A 20886-nucleotide genomic window follows, 5' to 3' on the forward strand; every position below is an offset into this window, starting at 1 on the left:
AGGCCAACTTCTGACACAAAAAGCAGGCAATCGCCAATCAGAGTCAGAACCCGCCCCTGTTCAATACTAGCCAAAGCCCCAATCACCAACAGATTGGGGCTTTTTTTATGCGGATGGCAAGCACAGCACCACAATCTTATAAGGCGTGGTCTGGGCAGGGATGCTCTTGGTTGACGGACCATAGGTCACAACCAGGTCTCTGTTTGCGGGGCTGCCGGTAAAGGCCTGCCCATTGGTCAGCACCATCTGGGTATACGGCGAGATGTTTAATCGCAGCTGGCCATCGCTGCTGATTAGCTGGCTATTAAAGAAGTCCGTTTTTACATTTTGGTGAGAAGTATGTTTTACCACTACAAGCGCCCGGTATTGAGGGGGATATATCAGCGGAACAGGAGCATTTCCGTCATAATATCCGGTAATGATGTCCCCGGCTGACAGCCTGGTTTGATCTAAAACAAAAGTCGAAGGGGATACGATGAAATTGACTGTTCCTCCCATCCCGTTATCAGCAGAAATCATCTTAAGGCAGCCTTCCCCGTTAAAATCAGAGATTTGCACAATAGTTCCCGTGAAGTATTGAAAATTGGTCATGTTCTTCCTCCGTTCTTTTAAAATAAAGCCTCGGATGTAACCAATATATTAAAGCAGCCTAGTTTCCGTTCCTGAAGAGCCATTTTCAAAAAAATAAACCAGGCATAAACTGCCTGGTTCATTTCTCCCTTATTTTAATCCATAAGCCTTAATGATCTCCTGAGTTACACGATTGCCTGCATCATCCCAAGCACTTGCACGCAGGGAGACAGAAGCTCCCTTCTTATTTGGATGCTTGATTTCGGCAGACCAGCCGTTTCCTTTAGCTGCTAATTTTGCCGCTTCCCATGTCTTTCCTTCATCAAAGGACACTTCAAGGCTGGCTCCTATTATTTTGCCATTTTCAGGAGCATCGGCTATTTGAACAGCTGATAAATCAAGCTTAATCTTCTTACCGGCCGTGGAATTGCCGGCCATGTCCGTGTCCACTTTATAATCAAGAGAAATCAGCGGAAGTGCCGTCTGGTATTCTTCCTGCTGCTCGGACCAGAATGTCCACTCCGTATGTGTACGGACTGATGTGTTCCAGCGCTCTGCATCGCGGGCAGCATCACTTATGAGCTTGTACTGGGTTTTCTCTGCCGGAAATTCATTAAATAGGTAGATAGCCTGGCCCTTTCCTTCTTTAACCAGCGTATCCCCCTGATATAGCTTTAATGTCTGATCACCAGGGTAATTCATGTCGGCACCTGTATGGCCGGCTCCTGAGTCAGCCCATGCAGGAACATTGAGAATCAAATAATTGCCTGTACGATATGGAGCCCAGAAACCATCACCAAAACGAGGGCGGACTACTGGTGAGAACCACTCTTCATTCAAGGTTTGACCTGGTTTGTATTCCACTTTTGGCTGTCTTACTTCCCACTGGGCATCAAGAACACCAGCCTGATGATACCAGGACGTTCCGTTTTGCGCCGATACCCACTCTGTTCTGACGGACGGGAGTGACAGTCTTTGCAGGAAGCCGACACCTGCAAAGCTGTGCTCGAGGATATCGTAGCGGAACTCGGCACCTGGTGCAGGGCGATCTGATTTATATTCAGAGTTGATTTTGACAAGGTCCTTCGTTTTCGGCGAATAGTTCACTTTTTTAGGAACTGCCTTATGATGCATATCCACCAGGTCATATAAGTAATCCGAATCAGGAGTACCCTCAACCTTTAAGGTCAATCCGCCGGACTTGGCCGCTTCGATCAGTTCCTGGCCTTCATTTCCGCTGACTCCGGCCACAGAAAGAGGGCTATCGGAAAGTGAAAAATCTTCATTTTCTACGCCTGTCCATTCACTAAGCTCCTCTGGTCCGTCATTAACGGTAATTAATAGCTTGGCTCCTGCTGCCAGAGCTGCTGCAGCACGTTCTGATCCTGTTAATTCATCACTGCGCAGGACAATGGCGGCTTTGCCTTTAACATTCAGCTTTTGATAATCCTCAGGTGTACCATTCCCAGCATAGACAGCTTCCAGTTTGTACTTTCCATTCAAAAGAGTGCTTCCTGCCTGCGGGATATCATCCAGTTCCTTTCCTTTATACCCAATTGTCAGCAGTGGTTCTGCCAGGCGCCAGCGCGTAGCCTGCGTGAATTCACCAGTGTCTACTTTTTCAGTAGGTGCAGCGTACATTTTATCCACCACTGCCGGCATCAGGTAGATGTCATTCACCTTGTTTCCATCAATGCTGCGGAAGTATTCCATCTTCCGGTAATGGGCTTCTGTCTTTTTTGGAACATCCACTGTAATCTCATTAGCCTCTCGCGCATCCAGCATAACGGTCTGAGGTCCATCCAAATGAACTTCCGGGTCACCGACAAGTGCGACCCCAGCATGATCTGTATCTGTATCTACATCCATCATCGACATAACCGAATACGTTCCTTTCGGCAGTCTCAGCTCCTTTGTGCCGTCCACTGACATAAACTGCGGTTCGCCAGTTGGTCCCAACAGATAGAAGTAGGCAGAGGCAGCTTCGCCGTCACGGTCGATTGCATTAATGGTCAGCGGGTATCTTTCATCTTCTTTGATCATGCCAAGTGAAGTATGGACAATACTTTCTCCCTCTGATGAAGCGCTGATATGCCCCTGATATCGGGTGCCAAAATCACCTGCATTAGGGTCAAGTGTAACGGTGACATCCGCACTTCCTTTTGCTGGAACCGTCACTTTGTCAGCTGATAGCTCTACCATTCCAGAAGGTGCATCGGTATCATTGGCATCTTTGACAGACACTGCCAAATCCAATGTTACATCCTGATCGCCATCATTTGTATACGTAATGGTTTTCTCAGCCGGACCATCATTCTCATGAGGCCAGTCATAGAAGCCAAAGTCAAGAGACCCTGTTGCCCTTACATGGCCAAGAGCGGCCACAGTATCCAGACGGCCTGTGCCGCCTTCAAAAGGCTTGATGTGTTCAAGCTTCTTGGTTGTGCTCATTAAAGCTTCCTTAAGCTGTTCACCGGTCCAGTCCGGGTGGCGCTGGGCGAGAATGGCTGCAGCTCCGGCCACATGAGGCGTTGCCATTGAGGTGCCATCCATGCTTATATAAGAGCCGCTTCCCTGGTTTGTATATTGAGAACGTGCTGCCATGATTCCAACTCCGGGAGCAGTAAGATCAGGCTTTAATCCTGCGCTTCCAAAGCTGGGCCCTTTAGAGGAGAACCATGCAAGGTTATCGGACTTGTCCACGGCACCAACAGTTAGCGCTTCCTCAGCTGCTCCTGGTGATCCAATCCCTTCCATGCCAGAGTTCCCGGCAGCAATAACAAACAGGGATCCTGTTTCTTTACTGAGATTGCTCACAGCTTGAGCCATCGGGTCTGTTCCGTCGCTTGGCTCAGGACTTCCCAGGCTCATATTGATGATTTTGGCATTTTCAGCAGCCCATTCCATTCCATCGATAATCCATGAATCCTGGCCAAAGCCTTCATCATCAAGTACTTTCCCTACAAGGAGGCGTGCACCTGGTGCCACACCCTTATTCCGTCCCTCTGATGCTTCTCCGGTTCCAAGCACGGTGGAAGCCACGTGTGTTCCGTGTGCATATACATCGGTTACTTCTTCTCCCGGAACAAAGCTCACAGCCTTATCCAGCTGGCCAGCAAGATCCGGATGTCCTGAATCAATCCCGGTATCCAGAACAGCCACCTTCACACCAGTTCCGTCAAAGCCGGATTCCCAGGCTTTAGGGGCTCCAATCTGCGGGACACTCTGTTCAAGAGTTGCTTCGACACGGCCATCCAGCCAGATTTTTTCAATGCCGGGTGTCAGTGCAGCCTTCGTTTTTTTAGAAGTCTTGCTGGTGATTTCTGACCAAAACTCCTTTGTTTCTTTCTTATCAGCGGAGACTGCAACACTGTCTATACTTTCAAGCACATGGGTTTTCGTTGAGCCTTTTGGGGCTTTAAAAGCAGCAGCTGAACGGCCCTTGGATTCGGAATATTGAATGATGACAGGCAATTCCTTCTGATTCTCGTCATCATAGCCATCTTTGATCAGTGCTGTGATATTGAATAAATCCTGGTCCAAAAATCCGGAAGCCAGATAAGGCATAGCCTTGTCAGGAATGACATACGTTTCCTTGTTGGCTGTTAAAATGCGTGCTCCACTGGCGGAAGGGTCAGCTGGTTCAACATGAATAATATTCTTTCCATCTGCGAATTCCGTTACAGTTACGACATCACCTGTAATAAGAGTGATGACATGCTTGCCTTTGCTTGCTTTGGCATTCATCCCTTGAAGGTCAGCTATAGCCGCTTTGCCATCAGCCCCTTTCAGGATGCTTTTCCCAGAATCGTCTGCAGAAGCCTGCAGGGGCGGAACAGTAAGCAAAGCTGCAGCCATGGCAGCGGTTAAATACTTTTTAAATCTGAAATCTCCCATTCTTGTCCATTCTCCTCTTCCAAAGTATGTTGATGGAATCATAGATTGTAAGGCTCTCTATTAAAAAGTATAAAGAAGTTAGAACATTGTGTTAATTGGGGTAATTGTGGGGCGGCATAAGGGGCAAAAAACGGGACAAAGGGATTAAAATTCACTGGATTATGGAGATATTTGGATGGTATGCAGGTACTTATAACAATAAAATTTGGGGTTATTTAAGGAGCTTACAAAATAGGATTCTCTTTTACTACAATAAATCTTATCCAGAATATAAGGGGAGTCTTTCATGTTAGCTGGAGAAATTATTAAATTTCATCGTCAAAGGGCAGGTCTTACACAAGAGGATCTCGGCAGGGGCATTTGCTCGGTTACACATGTGAGCAAGATCGAGCGTGGGGTGACGCCGTTTTCCTCTGAAATTATCCAGATGTTTTCAGAACGTCTGAACCTCGATATTGATCAGGAAATCAACCGGTTTGCCAATCTGGGAGAGCGGCTTCAGCACTGGCACAAGACGATCATCATGCAAAATATGAAGGAAGCAGAGAAAATTAAAAAAGAGCTTGAGGGCATTCCAATCAGCCTTTCTTCCAGCCATGCCGCCTTTTATGAATTGCTTCTTGCCCGATTGCACTTAAAAAAACTGGAATTGGAACAGGCGGAAGGGATTTTGATTCATAGACAGAATGACTATCCTAATCTTCAAGCCTATGAGCAAAATATGCTTAAGCATGCCTGGGGAATCTACTATATCTTAAGATACCGGGATTCAAAGGCCGGGAATTATCACAAAGCGATTGAATTCTTGAAGGATATAAACATGGAGGAATACGGGAATCACGAATACTATTACCACTTGGCGGCCGCCTATTATTGGACCAATTCCAAGATAGCGGCTTATGCCTTTGCAAATAAGGCTCTTTTACACTTCAGGGAAACGGATAATTACATCGGTGCGATTACGGCTGAGTCCCTTATGCTCGCACAGGAGGGCAATGATTTGCAGGCGGATTTCAGCGAACTGGAGAAATCTTATCAGAGATTAATCCGTAATTGTGACCTGCTGAATTTGCCTAATAAAAAGTCTTTGCTGTTAAACAACTTAGGCTATGAGTATTGGAGAAGGAAGGAATACCGGAAGGCGCAAACAGTATTAGAGGAGGCCCTTGGCCTGGTGGCTAAGCCATCTGCTCTGTATCTTCAGCGGCTGCAAAATTATATAAATGCCTGTCTGGAAGGGAAGCTGATGCGAAAAGCATTGCTTCTGAAAAGAGCCCGGGAAGGCTTGTCCATGACAAAGGATTTGGAGAACAGGTTCTATAAAATCATATTCAAGCTCCTTATTCTGAGGATTGAAGACCAGAGTGAGCAATATTACAGATATATAGAAAACGAGGCGCTTCCTTATTTCCTTTCAATCAGCAATGCGATGTTTACCAACCGGTTCGGGAAGCAATTATATCAATATTATGTGGAGACGGAGCAATATGAGAAGGCTGTTCAGATTTCAAATATCTTTATTGAATCGATTCCCAGTGAATGATAAAAGAAAAGCCATGATCCATTCAAACAGAACAGGTTCATGGCTTTTGGCTTTGTTTTTTAGTATACGCCTACAGAATCATAAGCGTTCATAACGGCTTGCGTCTCTGCAGATGGAGCACCATTTTTATCCGGATGCAGATCACGTGCAGCATTGATGGCTGCTTCCCTCATATCATGGAATCCGGATGAAGATGTTAAATACAGAGCAAGGGCACGGTAATAGATTTTTTCTGTTTTGGATTTGCCAATTCCCTGTATGGTTATATCATTATTTGTGCCGCCCTCACTGATTAAGTAGGCTGCCTTATTGTTAATTCCGCTGTTGATATGAACGCCGCCTTTATCCTCTGTACCCAGGTAGCGGTCATCATAATGATCCGGATAGTGTCCTGAAGGCATTAAGCTTGTCTTTTTAGAAGCTGGATCACTCATGGAGCGAAGCCCGCCGTCACCTGGAATATTCGGGGTAGTGATATCTTCTCCCAGCTCCCATTCCACTTCTTGGGTCGTATAAATTTCTGCAAAATTCCCCAGGATATCAGCTAATGACTCATTGATGGCCCCAGACTCTCCTTGGTAAACCAGGTCAGCTGTATGTTCAATCACGCCATGAGTCATTTCGTGTCCAGCTACATCCAATCCGCCGGAAAGGGAGCTGTATTTAATGCCGTCCCCGTCCCCGTACATCATTTGAATTCCGTTCCAGGCAGCATTATTCCACTTTGTGCCTATGTGGGCAGTGCTGATCAATTTCATTCCCTTATCATCCAGGCTGTTTCGCTTATGAACAATTTGATAGTACCGGTTTACTTTATCCGAGTTGTAGTGTGCTGAAATGGCAGCAGGGTCATGGAAAAAGTTACTTCCGCTTTTAGTTGTTACTTCATAGCCTGTAAATCCAAATAAGCCACTGCCCAAGTTAAATAAAAGCGGATCAAAGGCTTTACCGTTGAATGTGGCCATCGGAACGGATGTTTTCAACCATACAGAAGGCCCATACAGATAGCTCGTTCCTGTCTCCATGTCTTTTGCCGCATTAAATGACAACAGATTACCATGCACATCCAGCCCTCTTCCCAGTACCGGGGTAAGTGTCTCTTCATCAACCGTGTGGATTTTATTGAAGCTGTCAATGACTTCTCCGCTCATTGCATCTACAAAGTAATGGAAGTAGCCAGGCTCCGGAAAGGAAGTGGAAGCTTTAACCAGGTATGCGAGATAGTATTTTCCTTTATTCGGGTAAATCAATAATTGGGACTTTATACCATCGTAATTTTTTACTTCGCCGATCTGTGATTCAACCTGCTCCTTTACAATGCTGACAGCTTCGTCTTCTGAAAGGGAGGCCTCAGTTGGAATAATGGAGCGGGCCAGGTTCTGAGTGACTTTGCCAAGAGAAGCATATACGTTATGGCTGGAGTCCAGTGCAACAGTTTGTCCGGAACCGTAAATAGGGATTCCTTTATATTGCTCCACAGTACGTACATGGTATGTACCTGTTTCAGAATCTTCCTGTTCGCTCACAATTTTAAATTGCTCCCCGGGATCTGCAAGCTTCACTTTTGGGACCTGAACCTGTGATTGCAGATAAGCTTTTACCACTTCATGCTTGCTTAATCCTTCTGCCTGGAATAGCACAGTTGCCGTGTTTGCTGTCTCTGCGGCTATTGCGGATGATGTTGGCAAAAGCCCTCCAAATGCAACGGATAAGGCTAATACAGCTGGAATGGCTGCTTTCCTGCTTATCTTTTTCTTTTGACGCTTCTTTTTCATAAAACCCTCTCCTTCAACCAAGTTTATAAAGTGTGACAATTCGTATTATTAAGAAAATAATTAGTTAAATCAATCTATTTCAGGAAATCCGGTATTGGTTTAATTTTTCATAGATTTCATGTGCCTTTTAATAAAAATCGCCGGAAATAGACAGATCTCGACGTGTTTTTAACCCATAATTAACCCAATTTAAAACTTCTGAAAATTTTGTATAATGATTCCCAGATGGACAGGAAGGAGGAGCCCAATTGAAAAAGTCCATGCCAAAGCGAATCATTCTTCCATGCTTATGCTGCTTGTCATTTTATGCCGGGCATCTGGCTGTCGGGGAAACAGAAGCCTTATTTTCAAGCCAGGCAGAATTGGAGCCAATGACGATAACATCTGCCTTCGTCTTTCCGGAAACGATTCAAAATCTCCGGAACCAAGCCGACGGGATCGCCGGCAGCATGAGACAGAACTTTAAGCTGGCCGCGGAGATATCATGGAATACAGAGTCAAAGCAGGAATTAGAAAATAAACTGGATGAGCTGGGAGAATTGGAAGAGCAGCTAAAGAAACAAATGGACAGGCTTGTCAGTATTGTGGATGAGCTGTACGCATACGAACAGCAAGCCAAAAGCAGCCATACCGGGAATCCTTCTTTCGCTTATATTCCTGAAGGATATCAGCATGCTGATCTATTACTGAGTGAAGTAAGGGCAGAAATGGATATTCAGAGGATAAAAGAGGCAGGCAGCGCCATCCGGCAGAAGATGATTGAGTTAGATGAGGAAGAAAAGGCTCGGGCAGCAGACAAGCCAGTTGAGCAGGGCTCGCCATCTGATTCAGGTGCAGAATTAAGCCAGGGAAAACCTGCTGAAATTGAGGGAGAAAAGGAACAGACTCTTGATGAGCCGATGCCTGACGCGAATGCATCAGGAAATCAAGATACTTCAGAAGAGGCATCCATAGAGATTAAAGACCAGGAGCTGGTGAGCGATGAAGAAAAAACTCTTGAAAATAGTGAGTAATATGATCGTGGCCCTTTTCATGATTGGAATCAGCCTGATTGCATTTGTGGTTCTTTCATCCAGAATTTCAGGAGGGGAGCCATCGCTGCTTGGGCACCAGTTTAAAGCGGTTCTCTCAGGATCCATGGAGCCAACCTTTCAAACAGGCTCGGTGATTGCAATTAAATTAAGTGATAACCAATCTTCTTATAAAAAAGGTGACGTTATAACTTTCCGCATGGAAGAGAAGTTAATTACTCATAGAATTACCGGGGTACAGGAACACAATGGACAAGCAGCCTTCAAGACTAAAGGAGATAACAACGATGGAGAAGATCCATGGACTGTGTATCCTCATCATGTGGTTGGCAAGTATTACGGCTTCACTATTCCATACGCCGGGTATGCGCTGAATTTTGCGAGTTCAAAGGCAGGATCTGCCCTTTTGTTGATTGTGCCGGGAGTATTATTATTAATTTCCTCAATCAGCACCATTATTGGAGCAAAAAGGGAGATTGAATCGAGTCAAGCATAAGTGGTTAGATCTCCTATGTATCTGCAAACGTACATAAGAGTTTAATAAATTATCTATTACAAATTTAGGGGGAATGCAAGAATGAGTTTTACAAAGAAGATCAGCCAGGGTGTTATGAGTGCAGCATTGGGGCTGTCACTAATTGGCGGGGGAACATTTGCCTATTTTAGTGACACAGTTGACACGCAGAATACGTTTGCTTCCGGTACATTGGATTTAGGAATGAACCCAAGCGCGGTTGTGAATATCGACAACATTAAACCAGGCGATGAAGTTTACCGTGAATTCACACTGGAAAACAATGGTACATTAGATATTCATAAAGTCCTCTTGAACACCCATTACAATGTGGCTGATGCAAAAGGGGATAATACAGATGACTTTGCCAAACATATTAAAGTAACGATTATGTACAATACCAGCAGTGCAACAAACGCTGTTATAGAAACAACTCTGTATGAGCTGCAAAGCCAGCAGCCGGACCTGACAGAACTAAATACATCTGGCAGTCCAAAACCGGACGGCATTCCAGCTGGTGAAAAGGAAAAAATCTTTGTTCTGTTTGAGTTTGTGGACAATGGACAAGACCAAAACCAGTTCCAGGGTGATACGCTCGAGGTCAATTGGACATTTAATGCGGAGCAGGCTGCCGGCACCTACAACGATGATACGGATGAGAGCAGCAACTAATTTTAAACGGGCAGGACTGGCGGCAGCACCGCCAGTCCTGTTTTACTCATCAATAACCCCTTCATATATCCTTTTCAAATCATCACGAAGCTTCTCGACCGGAATGAACCGCGCTTCCCTCAATACTTCTCTTCCATCCAGATATAAGGCAATCACAGGCACTGTAAAGGCCATCAGGTACCCGGCAATTTCAGTTACCTTTCCAGCATTCACAAGCCGTGCTTCGATACGGGGGTAATCCTTTAACACTTCCTCCACCTGAGGAAGCAGACCATGACAGACGCTTCAGCTGTCATGCAGCACATAAATAAGACCCAGCTCCGTGCTTTGAATAAATTGATGCACCTCTTCCATCGCTGTCAGCTCTTTCATTTTTATCCTCCTCCCGGCATTTTTTCCATTATACAATAGGATTTCCAGAACCTATCCTAGAATACCTTATGGGAAAAGGAGTGGTTAGATTGGCAAATTTATGGGAAGAGAAGTTTTCTCAAGAAGGCTATTTATATGGCGAAGAGCCCAATGAATTCATCAGAGAGCAGGCATGGCGGCTTGAAGGGCACAAACGAGTTGTCGCCTTTGCCGAGGGGGAGGGCCGAAATGCTGTATTCCTTGCAAGAAAGGGGTATGATGTAACAGCATGGGATTATACGCAAAGCGGGTTAAACAAAACACAGCAGCTGGCTGAGAGCCATCAGGTCAGAGTGGAAACAGGGCAGAAGGATCTGATTCATGATTCTGTGCCAACTGAGGAATATGACGCTTCGATTATGGTTTTCGGCCATTTTCTGAAAAAAGACCAAAAAACCGTATTTGATAAGCTAGTTTCTGTTGTCAAGCCGGGTGGAATTGTCATGCTTGAGGTTTATTCAGAGGATCAGCTAAGCTATGGTACAGGCGGGCCGAAAAATGTGGATATGGTCTATCATCCTGCAGATATTCTTCAATGGATTCAGGGTTATAAGGTCCTTCATTTCTTTTACGGCGAACAGGAAAGAGTGGAAGGAAAAGGCCATACAGGAACGGGACACGTCATCCAGGTGATCCTGCAAAAGTAGAAAAAGGAGGCAAAATGAGCCTCCTTTTTTTTAAGGTGTAATCGAATGGGTTCTGTTCACCTTGGCAGAATACACACGATACATGATGAATGCCAAACCGGAAAGCAGGATTCCCGTCAGGTACGGAGCACCGATGCTGATGGTGAACAGCCATCCTCCGAGCGGCGGGCCGATAATGCGTCCCAGGGAATCAAAGGATGACAGCAGGCCAGTCGTACTGCCGTGTCCAGTTTGAGATGTCTTTGTCAGCAGGGAAGAAACACTCGGACGGATAAATCCGTTCCCTATGCCGAAAATCGTCAGGAAAATCGCTGCAGTCGTAAAACTGTCAACCAGGAGAATCAATCCGAAGCCTATGGCGGAGACGATGGTCCCCAGCTGAATCACAGCTCCTTCTCCATACTTTTTCGTCATTCGCCCTACCAGGCCGCCCTGCACAAGGGCGCCTCCAAATCCCATAATCATAAAAATATAGCCCAGCTCCACGGTGCCAAGGCCGGCTTTTTCAGCCGCAAAATACGCAAAAGTTGCTTCCAGGCCTGCCAGTGACAGCGAAACAAACAGCTGAAGGATAAACAAAATGCCCGTGTTTCCTCTTAAAGCGGTCATCAGACCTGGACGCTTAGCTGTTCCCTGGCTGCGCTGCTCAGGTGAAAGGGATTCTTTCAGCACAAGCATGACAAGGAAAAAGGTGATAAACGAAGAAGTTCCTGCCGCGTAGAAAGGAAGGTTCAAACTTTCCCGGGAAAAGATGCCGCCGATCGCCGGGCCGAAAATGAAGCCTAAGCCCACTGCAGCACCAATGATGCCCATCCCTTTTCCGCGGTCTTCTTCAGATGTAATATCCGCTACATAAGCCATGACTGTCGGCATATTGGCTGATGACAGAAAGCCGCCGATGATTCTGGCTGCAAACAGCATCCACAGCTCAGTGGACAGGGCCATCATGAAAAAAGACAATCCAAGGCCAAAAATACCGATCATAATGACAGGCTTGCGTCCGATTTTATCGGAAACGCGCCCCCACATAGGCGCAAACAGCAGCTGCATCAGTGAATAAACGGCCATTAACAGGCCCAGTTCAGTGGGTGATGCCCCTAATTCTTCCGCATAAAAGGGGATGACAGGAATAATGATTCCAAACCCCACCATCACAAGAAACATAACGGCGAATAAAAGAGGCAGTGCTTTTTTAGTATTCAACATGTTCACTCCAGTTAAAGTCAAATTCCATCTAAGTATTATGATTATAACAAAAACATTCCCATACTTTCACCTTAGGTAAATAAGTTCTATTTATCATGGACTTAAAAGGCGGGTCTGTAAAAAGGTGAATAGTGCCAGAAGCTTTGGAAAATCTATAGCTATACTTCTAAAATTAAAGGAGAGATAGAGATGCCAAAGCAGCCGAATAAAGTAACAGAAGAACAGCAGATCGTCGCAGCTCAAAACCAGGCGGATCAATTCAAAAAAGGAATGGACACCGAATTTGCTCTTGAAGAAAACGTCCAGGATGCGGCAGCCAAAAGCCAGCAGTATGAGGCACAAAACCAGCAGCCGACCTATGAACCGAATAAGCCTTTTTAATGAAACAGCATGATGGGTGCCTGAGCCTGTCATGCTGCTTTTTTGTTTGGAATTCAGGGATCAGTCATCAGCCGCCTATAATTTTTTGAACCTATCCCCAAACTCTTGTAAAATAAGTGCAAACCAGATAGAAAAAAGGAGTCATTATGAAAAGTCATATCGTAATTGGTGCAGGAATTCTGGGGGCCTCTGCTGCCTATCATTTGGCTAAGGCAGGTGCCAAAGTCACCATTATTGACCGCAAAGATCCGGGGCAGGCAACAGATGCTGCGGCCGGAATCATATGCCCCTGGCTGTCACAGCGGCGGAATAAAGCGTGGTATGCGCTCGCCAAAGGGGGAGCGGCTTATTATCAGACACTGATCAGGGAGCTTGAAAAAGACGGCGAGACAGAGACCGGCTATCAGCAGGCAGGCGCCGTCAGCCTTCATACCGATCCTGCAAAGCTTGAAAAAATGGAAGAACGGGCTTTAAAAAGGCGCGGCGATGCTCCTGAAATGGGGGAGATTACACCCTTGTCTCCGGAACAGACATCCCGGCTGTTTCCGGCATTGGCTAAGGAATATGCCTCTGTACATGTAAGCGGTGCGGCGCGCGTCAACGGCCGCGCACTGCGCGACGCGCTCCTGCGGGCAGCTGAAAAGCATGGTGCGGAAGTGGTGCAGGGCTCCGCAGAACTTGTGTGCCAGGAAGATGAGATTACAGCTGTTACAGCCAATGGAAAGCAATATGAAGCGGAAAGTGTGATTTCAGCGGCCGGAGCATGGGCAGGAGAGCTTCTTGAGCCGCTTGGAATCCAGCTGGATGTGAAGCCGCAAAAAGCGCAAATCGTCCATCTTCAGCTTGAAGGAGAAGATACGGCGGACTGGCCGGTTGTCATGCCGCCAAACAATCAATATATTCTGGCTTTTGAGGGCGGACGCATTGTCATTGGTGCGACCCATGAAGATGATATGGGCTACGATTTAAGAGTCACAGCAGGCGGGTTAAATGACATTTTTGAAAAAGCCCTGGCAATCGCCCCGGGATTATTGAATGGAACGTTTACAGAAGCACGCGTGGGATTTCGTCCCTATACACCCGGATTTCTGCCCATTATAGGCCAAATTCCTGGTCTCAGAGGTCTTTACATAGCAAATGGGCTTGGAGCCTCTGGGCTCACCGCAGGGCCGTTTCTTGGCGCTCAAGCGGCCAGGCTTGCTCTCGGGCAGGAGATTGATATTGACCTGAGCCTCTATGATCCGGCTGGTGCCGTAAAAAAAGAATAGATCTCAAGTGCCTGTTTTAGCAGCAGGCACTTATTTTTGTATCTGATAAGTTAATAAATCGCTTCATTTCGGGTATACACTAATGAAAGTGATGTTTCATTAGGAGGCTGAATCATGAAGTGGAAGGGCAGAAGAGCGAGTTCGAATGTGGAAGACCGGAGAGGCATGGGCGGCGGGGGAAAAACCCTGATCGGCGGCGGCCTTGGCGGAATTATTATAGTATTGTTATTTACCTTCCTCGGTGGTGGTGATCCGGGTGAACTGTTAGGCAATATAACCGGAACAGATTCAGGTACATCTGTGCCATATGAAGAGTCTGAGCAGGAAAAAGAGCTTGCTGACTTTGTCTCGGTTGTGCTGGCGGATACAGAGGAAGTCTGGACGGAAATATTCGAGGAGCAGGGGTTGCAGTATAAAGAGCCGACCCTTGTTTTATACTCAGGCAGTGTACAGTCTGCATGCGGGGCAGCGTCCTCTTCAGTAGGGCCCTTCTATTGCCCGGGCGACCAAAAACTGTATATCGATTTAAGCTTTTACGAAGAACTGCAAAGGAAATTCCAGGCACCCGGTGATTTTGCCATGGCTTACGTTATCGCCCATGAAGTTGGGCACCATGTGCAGACACTGCTGGGGACAACTGAGGAAATCATGCCGCTCCGCCAGAAAATGAGTGAAGAAAAATTTAATAAATATCTCGTCCGGTTTGAATTGCAGGCCGACTATTATTCAGGCGTTTGGGCCCATCATGCCCAGGGAATGGGTTATTTAGAGGAAGGCGATCTGGAAGAAGCCCTGAATGCCGCGACGGCAGTAGGGGACGACACCCTTCAAAAACGGGCACAGGGCTATGTCGTGCCGGAAAGCTTTACACATGGCACCTCAGAGCAAAGGAAGTCATGGTTTCACAAAGGATTCCAGAATGGAACCATCAAAGGCGGGGACACGTTCAAGCAAAGCAGTTTTTAATAAGAAAGGAGCGGATTGAATGAATAGCGGCATCCAAACCACTCTGCTGGCTGATGATGGGCAAATACCCAACAACCAAGATCTCCCGGTGATCATCTACAAGGCAGTTTTTAAGGAACAGCCCGGAGAAATCGAGCCTGCTTTCAACAGACACCAATGGACCGGAAGCTGGACGGGCGGAGTATATGATTACCACCATTATCACTCTAACACTCACGAAGTACTGGGAGTCAAAGCGGGGCAGGCCACCGTCCTGATCGGCGGCGATCAGGGCGAACGCCTCGAAATCAGCCAGGGCGACGTCATTCTCCTTCCTGCAGGCACAGGGCATAAGAGGATTGAAAGCAGCCCGGACTTCGAAGTCGTGGGTGCCTATCCCGGCGGAACAAGCCCGAATATGAAGAAAAAAGACCCATCAGACCGTGTACAGGCACTCGCAGATATAAAAAATGTTCCCATTCCGCAGATGGACCCCGTTTATGGTGAAGAAGGGCCGATGCTTGCGGAATGGAGAAAACCAAACAGATAATAAGTACACAAAAAAAGCCAGAAGAGCTAAACTCTTCTGGCTTCCATTTTCTATTAACGTACACCCTTCATAAATCCTTGAATCTTAGGACTCAATAAGAATAAGATGATGGATAGCAGGATTGCTACTGCACCAATTACTCCGAAATACGTCATTTCCGTTTCAGGTGTGTAGAATTTAACAATCTGTGCATTGATTGCCTGTGCTGCCGCATTTGACAGGAACCAAAGGCTCATCGTTTGCGCAGAGAACGCAGCAGGCGCTAATTTGGTTGTAGCTGAAAGTCCAACAGGTGATAAGCAAAGCTCCCCAAGTACAACAATGAAGTAGCTAAGAACCAGCCATAATGGGCTTACAAGAGAATCTGTTCCGCCAAGGTAAGCAGGAAGCAGAATCACAAGGAATGATAAACCGGCAAACAATAGACCCAGTGAGAATTTCTGCGGCACTGAAGGCTGGCGGTCGCCAAGCTTCACCCATAGCCAGGCAAATACAGGCGCCAGGAAGATAATAAATAATGGGTTAAGAGACTGGAACCATGCCGGTGATATATCAAGTCCCATAAACTCAAGCTGTGTACGCTTGTCCGCATAGTTCGCAAGAATCGTTGAACCCTGCTCCTGGATGGCCCAGAACATAACAGACGCAATGAATAATGGAATATACGCAATGATGCGTGAACGTTCCACTTCTGTTGTTTTCGGGCTGCGGTACATCATTGTAAAGTAAACAATTGGGAGACCGATACCCAGAATACCAACAAGTGCAATAAAGGAATCAAACGTTAAAAGACCAGTTGGGATGCCGACAGCGACTAAAATGGCAATAATAATAGCACCCAGGCCAATTCTTGTATAAACTGTTTTCTTTTCATTTGCAGATAATGGATTAGAAATATAAGTTCCTGCTAATCCAAGATTTTTCTTTTTCGTAAAGATAAACACCAATAAGCCAAAGAACATACCGACAGCTGCAATGGCGAAACCAAGATGGAAATTATAATTCATTCCAACTGTTCCGACAATTAACGGCGCAAGGAATCCGCCAAGGTTGATGCCCATATAGAAGATACTGAAACCGGCATCGCGGCGATTATCTTCAGGACTGTAAATGTCCCCAACGACGCTCGATACATTCGGCTTCAATAAACCAGTACCTAAAACGATCAGAACCATGGAAACAAAGAACATAGCCAGGCTTCCAGGAATGGAAAGGGCAATATGGCCGAGCATGATTAAAATTCCGCCATAGAATACCGCTCTGGATGTGCCGAGTAATCTGTCAGCCATCCATCCGCCGATGATTCCTGACATATACACCAATGAACCATAAATGGACATGATTGCTAAAGCTGTTGGCTCATCAAGGCCTAATCCGCCTTTTGAAACCTCGTAGTACATATAAAAAACAAGGATTGCTCTCATTCCATAGTAAGAAAAGCGCTCCCAAAACTCCGTGAAGAAAAGTGTGAACAAGCCTTTAGGATGTCCAAAGAAACCCTTTTGAGGCACACTTTCAACAATTTTCTGCCTATTAAAATCTGACATGTTTCATCCTCCTTTTAGCTATTCTATAATATCTTTCATAGTTGCTAATTGTCAAAAAAAATTTTATGTAGCGATGGTTATTATTGGCTTCAAAGGATGAATAAATAGATTTTCCCAGGAAATCCATTAAAAGTTTATTTTTTCAGAATAATGATAGTATTATTAATTTTTTTAAAAAACAAAGATATTATACCCAAAAAAACAGCCGCCCAAACCGGCGGCTGCGAATATCTTATGCGTTTGTCAGAACTGCTTCTGCAGATCTGGGCGGATGGACAGGCTCTTCCCTGCTGGATAGCCTGTTTTTACCCATTTCCTTGGACTGGAAAAGGAGTTGGTCTGCATAAACATACGCTTTTTCAATAGAAAGCAGATCGTTCACTTTATAGTAAAAAAGCCCAAATGATGCAGTATAGGAAATAGAAATGGACTCCTCTTTAAAATCAGCTTGAAAAGGGCTGTTTTCAACCCCTGTGCGTATCTTCTGAGCTAAATCCAGGCACTCTTCATATGTTCTGGATCTCAAAATTATCGTAAACTCTTCTCCTCCGCTCCTGAACAAGTAATCATCTTTGGAGAGGTAGCTTTTTAAAGTATCGGCAAAATGCCTGATTGCCTGGTCGCCAACCGCGTGATTATAGCTGTCGTTAATCCTCTTAAATTTGTCAATGTCAGCTACAACTATACCAATGCTTTCATCTGATTTATTAAGCTCTGTCATCTTTTTATCCATATAGGCACGGTTAAACACACCAGTCAGAAAGTCAGTATAGGCCATCTGCTCGAACTTATCACGTTCGATTTTATTCTGAAGCATCTGTGATTTCGATAGGAAGGACCGGCTCACAAGATAGTTAAGGATAAACAGGCTTATGAGCATTTCCCATTTTCCCTCATTTAGGAATAGCAGCAAAAGGCCGTTCGTGAAGGCAATCTTCCCCATATCCAGCACACTTCTTGTTTTGATAAAGTCAATCGCTTCCTGCTTTGTTTTAATATCTCCTGTCAGTTTAAAAACAGTAATCAGGAAAAGGTCCGAAAGCAAAGAGGTTACGGTGATCAGCATCAGCATGACAACCCAAAAACCGAATGGCATACCCTGAAAGAGGGGAGATAACAGATGGAACATATAGAATGCGATGGAGTTGCTCATCACAAAGGAACCAATGTTATAAAACGTATGGAAAAATTCATCAGGATCCTCTGTTTTTGAATGCTTTCTATAAAAATAGACGCAAAAACGGTAGATGACTTCAAAAATCAACAGACCTAATGGCCCCGTAAACAGTCCAATGGACAGACTGTAATTAATCCCATAATCAATCGATGTACTTCCATTTCTGCTGATAATCCGCAAATGATAATACAGGCATGCAAACAGCAGGTATATACCTAGCGCTTTTATATAGACAGAGCTCTCGACACTGATACCCTCTGAGAAAACAGCAGTGCATACGGCAATGATAAAAAGCGAAACCATAAATATTCTGGAGCCTTGCATCTTTCTGAACTCCTTTTCCTATTGTTATACTCCTATTTTATAGGAATTTTTACCAAGAAAGTAGATTAATTTAGTATATTTTCTAAATTTTTTAATATTACATGAATCGATTGCATTTTACTTAGATAGGATAAGGATATTATTTTATCTCATAAACTACCAAATTTTAAGAAAAAATCATGATAATCCGTTTGTAAACAAATTTGATTACAAGTATACAATAATGTTTACAAATGTATACGAAAATGTAAACAAGTATACAAAACGGTGTACATGTTGGTATATAAGGATGTGTGCACTTTTGTTTACATGTATACGGAAGTGTATACAATGAAGGCAGATGTTTACATTTTGTTTACGTTTTTACGCTTTGATTACTTTTTATTTCCTCTCATTGATTAATCTCTCAATCTGAATTACTCTTAAAATAGCAGCTCTATATTATGGAGAATGAAAGGATTGAATGATTTGACGAATTCACGAATTGCAGCAGTTGATGTAGGAAACGATTCTATTAAAGCAATCTTTGGAAAATTGGATTCAGAATTAAATATACCGAATGTAATAGCAAGAGATGTTGAGGACCGGCCTGTTATCGGGATTGAAGAACTTGACAGCAAAAATCCGCTTGAAGGCATACATATTAGAGTTCACTCCCCTGCCCTGAAGGAAAACAATACGATTTACCGTGTAGGGCACCTGGCGACAAAAAGCGACAACGCTACTGAATTGGATCCGGGCAGCAGCAAATCCGAAGAAGATCAGACATTGGTTATGCTTTTCACTGCTTTGGCATTGGATGCTGTACAGAACGGCGGTTCCACAGGCTTTAAGAAATCCGGTAATGTGGTTGATGCAAACTACACACTTGGCACAGGACTTCCGCTTCGTGAAGTAAAGGAAGGCAAGGATGCGGGCTACCGTTCCAAGCTGCTGGGCTCAGTCCACCAGGTTGAATTCCTTGTTACACCGAAGTACCAGGGACAAAAAGTTAATATCAAGTTTGAAGAAATTAAGGTTTATCCTGAAGGATTTGCAGCTTATATCAACCTTGTAATGGATAATAACTTAAACATCATTAATAAGGATTTAATTGATAAGCGTATTTTAATCCAGGATATTGGCGGATTATCTACAGATATCGCTGTCATTAAAAACCGCAATGTGGATGATGATAAAGCGCAGGGCTTCAACCTTGGCGTGTCTGAAGCGCTTGAATCAATCCGTGAAGAGATCCGTTCGAAGCATGGGGTTGAGCTAGACAGCCGCACAGATGTCGTAGAAATCATCACGAAGAAAAATGACCGCAATCATATTATGGTTAAAGGAAGCCGCACAAGCGTGCATGATATTACAGACCGTATCCTGCTTGACCTGGCGAAGAAGCAGTACCGCCTGCTCCGCAACGTTTGGCAGAAAAACTCCCAGACGGAAATCTGCTATTTCGTCGGCGGCGGCTCTATTGTTCTAAAAGATTATCTGAAAACATTAAATAATAATCTGGATGGCTATAACATTGATTTCTTCGAGGATGAAAAAGAAAGCATCTGGATGATGGCAAATGCTTATTACAAGCTGATCTCTGATTTTTCAAGAAGAACGAATAAAGATAAGGCAGACCAGGATAAGAAACCTGTAAAAGCCAACTAGGGTGATTTTTCATGAGTAAAGCTTCCTCTTCTGAAATTAAGAGAGGACAATCCATATCCTTTCGTGTACCATCAGACACTCCTGATCATATTCTGAAGCATCTGCAAAAGCTCAAGGAAACCGAAAAGCGGAATTTTTCGAGCAAAATGGCCGAGTATGTGATGCAGGGAGTCAGCAGTTCACAATCAAAAGACCGGGAAACCATTACCATTCCCCTTCCAAAGGGGCTAAGCAAGGTTCAGCGCGACTGGCTTAAGCATGAGCATTCAGAAGCGCTGCTCGGCAGCATCATTTATCAGTTGATTACGGACCCGGTGCGGGCAACATCCCTGCTGGCGTCTCTGAACAGCCGCTCTTCAGATATAGATGAAGCTCTATATCTTCAGGAGGAGCCGAAACCTGCTATGAATCAGTATGATGCGGCAGCTGCGGCTTTAGAGGAAGACCAGGCATCTGAAGCTGATCTGACGGATATTGAAGATGATCTGCTTGACTTTGATTGGGACAAAGCTAAACAGGAACAGCGAGAAGAAGAAACTGAAGAGGAAAGCGAAGAAGACCTGGATACTCTTCTTGGCGGCTTTCTTGCACATATGAATAAATGAGTTTGAGGGGAGTTTCAGCGATGAGACTCCCCTTTTTTGCAATTGAGCAGGGTCTGCTTTTGGAAAAAACAGTGTTAAATTCTGTGATAGATACCGCTTATTCGATAGAACCGGAAAGCTTCGGATTATTCGATAAAACCAGAAAGAAGCAGCGTCAAAACCCTGGTTAGATG

At 45.0% G+C, this 20886-nt stretch carries 18 protein-coding genes; 11 read left to right on the plus strand and 7 right to left on the minus strand.

Features of this window, described 5'->3' with window-relative positions:
- Window positions 1-105 precede the first annotated feature (105 nt).
- On the minus strand, window positions 106-591 hold the full coding sequence (locus tag CHI10_RS18175) for a hypothetical protein (RefSeq protein WP_095245610.1): 486 nt from the start codon (window positions 589-591) through the stop codon (window positions 106-108).
- Between the two features lie 129 nt (window positions 592-720).
- The gene (locus tag CHI10_RS18180; protein ID WP_095245611.1) at window positions 721-4467 is read right to left on the minus strand and encodes a S8 family serine peptidase; all 3747 of its coding nucleotides are present in this window, start codon (window positions 4465-4467) and stop codon (window positions 721-723) included.
- 286 nt (window positions 4468-4753) lie between these two features.
- Between CHI10_RS18180 and CHI10_RS18185 the strand changes: the two genes are divergently transcribed.
- Entirely contained in the window at window positions 4754-6010 is a 1257-nt protein-coding gene (locus CHI10_RS18185) for a helix-turn-helix domain-containing protein (protein ID WP_095245612.1), read from the plus strand.
- Window positions 6011-6069: 59 nt separating this feature from the next.
- On the opposite strand, the gene CHI10_RS18190 is transcribed toward CHI10_RS18185, so the two are convergent.
- Window positions 6070-7785, minus strand: coding sequence for a M4 family metallopeptidase (locus tag CHI10_RS18190; RefSeq protein ID WP_095245613.1), 1716 nt, complete (start codon window positions 7783-7785; stop codon window positions 6070-6072).
- 248 nt (window positions 7786-8033) lie between these two features.
- Here CHI10_RS18190 and CHI10_RS18195 point away from each other — a divergent pair, with 248 nt between their 5' ends.
- The 3 genes from CHI10_RS18195 (at window position 8034) to CHI10_RS18205 (ending at window position 10002) form a co-directional block, all read left to right on the plus strand.
- Window positions 8034-8798 carry a DUF4047 domain-containing protein gene (locus tag CHI10_RS18195; protein ID WP_095245614.1) on the plus strand — a complete coding sequence of 255 codons (765 nt, stop codon included), beginning with the start codon at window positions 8034-8036 and terminating at the stop codon, window positions 8796-8798.
- Window positions 8767-9312 (plus strand): signal peptidase I SipW, encoded by a 546-nt coding sequence (gene sipW / locus CHI10_RS18200; protein ID WP_095245615.1) that lies wholly within the window; start codon window positions 8767-8769, stop codon window positions 9310-9312. The genes CHI10_RS18195 and sipW overlap by 32 nt, the downstream gene beginning before the upstream one ends.
- An 81-nt stretch (window positions 9313-9393) precedes the next feature.
- Window positions 9394-10002, plus strand: coding sequence for a TasA family protein (locus CHI10_RS18205; protein ID WP_095245616.1), 609 nt, complete (start codon window positions 9394-9396; stop codon window positions 10000-10002).
- Between the two features lie 42 nt (window positions 10003-10044).
- Here the strand turns inward: CHI10_RS18205 and CHI10_RS18210 are convergent, their stop codons facing one another.
- Complete coding sequence (locus tag CHI10_RS18210) at window positions 10045-10251, minus strand: thioredoxin domain-containing protein (RefSeq protein WP_095245617.1); 207 nt, start codon at window positions 10249-10251, stop codon at window positions 10045-10047.
- Between the two features lie 212 nt (window positions 10252-10463).
- On the opposite strand from CHI10_RS18210, the gene CHI10_RS18215 reads away from it, so the two are divergent.
- On the plus strand, window positions 10464-11060 hold the full coding sequence (locus CHI10_RS18215; RefSeq protein ID WP_095245618.1) for a class I SAM-dependent methyltransferase: 597 nt from the start codon (window positions 10464-10466) through the stop codon (window positions 11058-11060).
- Window positions 11061-11090: 30 nt separating this feature from the next.
- On the opposite strand, the gene CHI10_RS18220 is transcribed toward CHI10_RS18215, so the two are convergent.
- Window positions 11091-12263: an MFS transporter gene (locus CHI10_RS18220; RefSeq protein ID WP_095245619.1), complete on the minus strand. Its 1173-nt coding sequence runs from the start codon at window positions 12261-12263 to the stop codon at window positions 11091-11093.
- A gap of 192 nt (window positions 12264-12455) precedes the next feature.
- Between CHI10_RS18220 and CHI10_RS18225 the strand changes: the two genes are divergently transcribed.
- The 4 genes from CHI10_RS18225 to CHI10_RS18240 all read left to right on the plus strand — a co-directional run bounded on the left by CHI10_RS18225 (window position 12456) and on the right by CHI10_RS18240 (window position 15410).
- Window positions 12456-12647, plus strand: a complete 192-nt coding sequence (locus CHI10_RS18225; protein WP_095245620.1) for a hypothetical protein — start codon at window positions 12456-12458, stop codon at window positions 12645-12647.
- A gap of 146 nt (window positions 12648-12793) precedes the next feature.
- Complete coding sequence (locus CHI10_RS18230; protein WP_095245621.1) at window positions 12794-13915, plus strand: NAD(P)/FAD-dependent oxidoreductase; 1122 nt, start codon at window positions 12794-12796, stop codon at window positions 13913-13915.
- A gap of 114 nt (window positions 13916-14029) precedes the next feature.
- Window positions 14030-14881 (plus strand): KPN_02809 family neutral zinc metallopeptidase, encoded by an 852-nt coding sequence (gene ypfJ, locus CHI10_RS18235; RefSeq protein ID WP_095245622.1) that lies wholly within the window; start codon window positions 14030-14032, stop codon window positions 14879-14881.
- Between the two features lie 19 nt (window positions 14882-14900).
- Window positions 14901-15410 carry a cupin domain-containing protein gene (locus CHI10_RS18240; RefSeq protein ID WP_095245623.1) on the plus strand — a complete coding sequence of 170 codons (510 nt, stop codon included), beginning with the start codon at window positions 14901-14903 and terminating at the stop codon, window positions 15408-15410.
- A 53-nt stretch (window positions 15411-15463) separates the two neighbouring features.
- Here the strand turns inward: CHI10_RS18240 and CHI10_RS18245 are convergent, their stop codons facing one another.
- Complete coding sequence (locus tag CHI10_RS18245; RefSeq protein ID WP_095245624.1) at window positions 15464-16957, minus strand: peptide MFS transporter; 1494 nt, start codon at window positions 16955-16957, stop codon at window positions 15464-15466.
- A 232-nt stretch (window positions 16958-17189) separates the two neighbouring features.
- Window positions 17190-18458 carry a GGDEF domain-containing protein gene (locus tag CHI10_RS18250; protein ID WP_095245625.1) on the minus strand — a complete coding sequence of 423 codons (1269 nt, stop codon included), beginning with the start codon at window positions 18456-18458 and terminating at the stop codon, window positions 17190-17192.
- Between the two features lie 468 nt (window positions 18459-18926).
- On the opposite strand from CHI10_RS18250, the gene CHI10_RS18255 reads away from it, so the two are divergent.
- Together CHI10_RS18255 and CHI10_RS18260 are read left to right on the plus strand one after the other, a co-directional pair.
- Complete coding sequence (locus tag CHI10_RS18255; RefSeq protein WP_095245627.1) at window positions 18927-20108, plus strand: ParM/StbA family protein; 1182 nt, start codon at window positions 18927-18929, stop codon at window positions 20106-20108.
- A gap of 11 nt (window positions 20109-20119) precedes the next feature.
- Window positions 20120-20713, plus strand: coding sequence for a hypothetical protein (locus tag CHI10_RS18260; protein WP_095245626.1), 594 nt, complete (start codon window positions 20120-20122; stop codon window positions 20711-20713).
- Window positions 20714-20886: the final 173 nt, after the last annotated feature.

Origin of the sequence: Bacillus sp. 7894-2, assembly GCF_002272225.1 — a bacterium.
In the GTDB taxonomy this organism is placed as follows: Bacteria; Bacillota; Bacilli; order Bacillales; family Cytobacillaceae; genus Cytobacillus.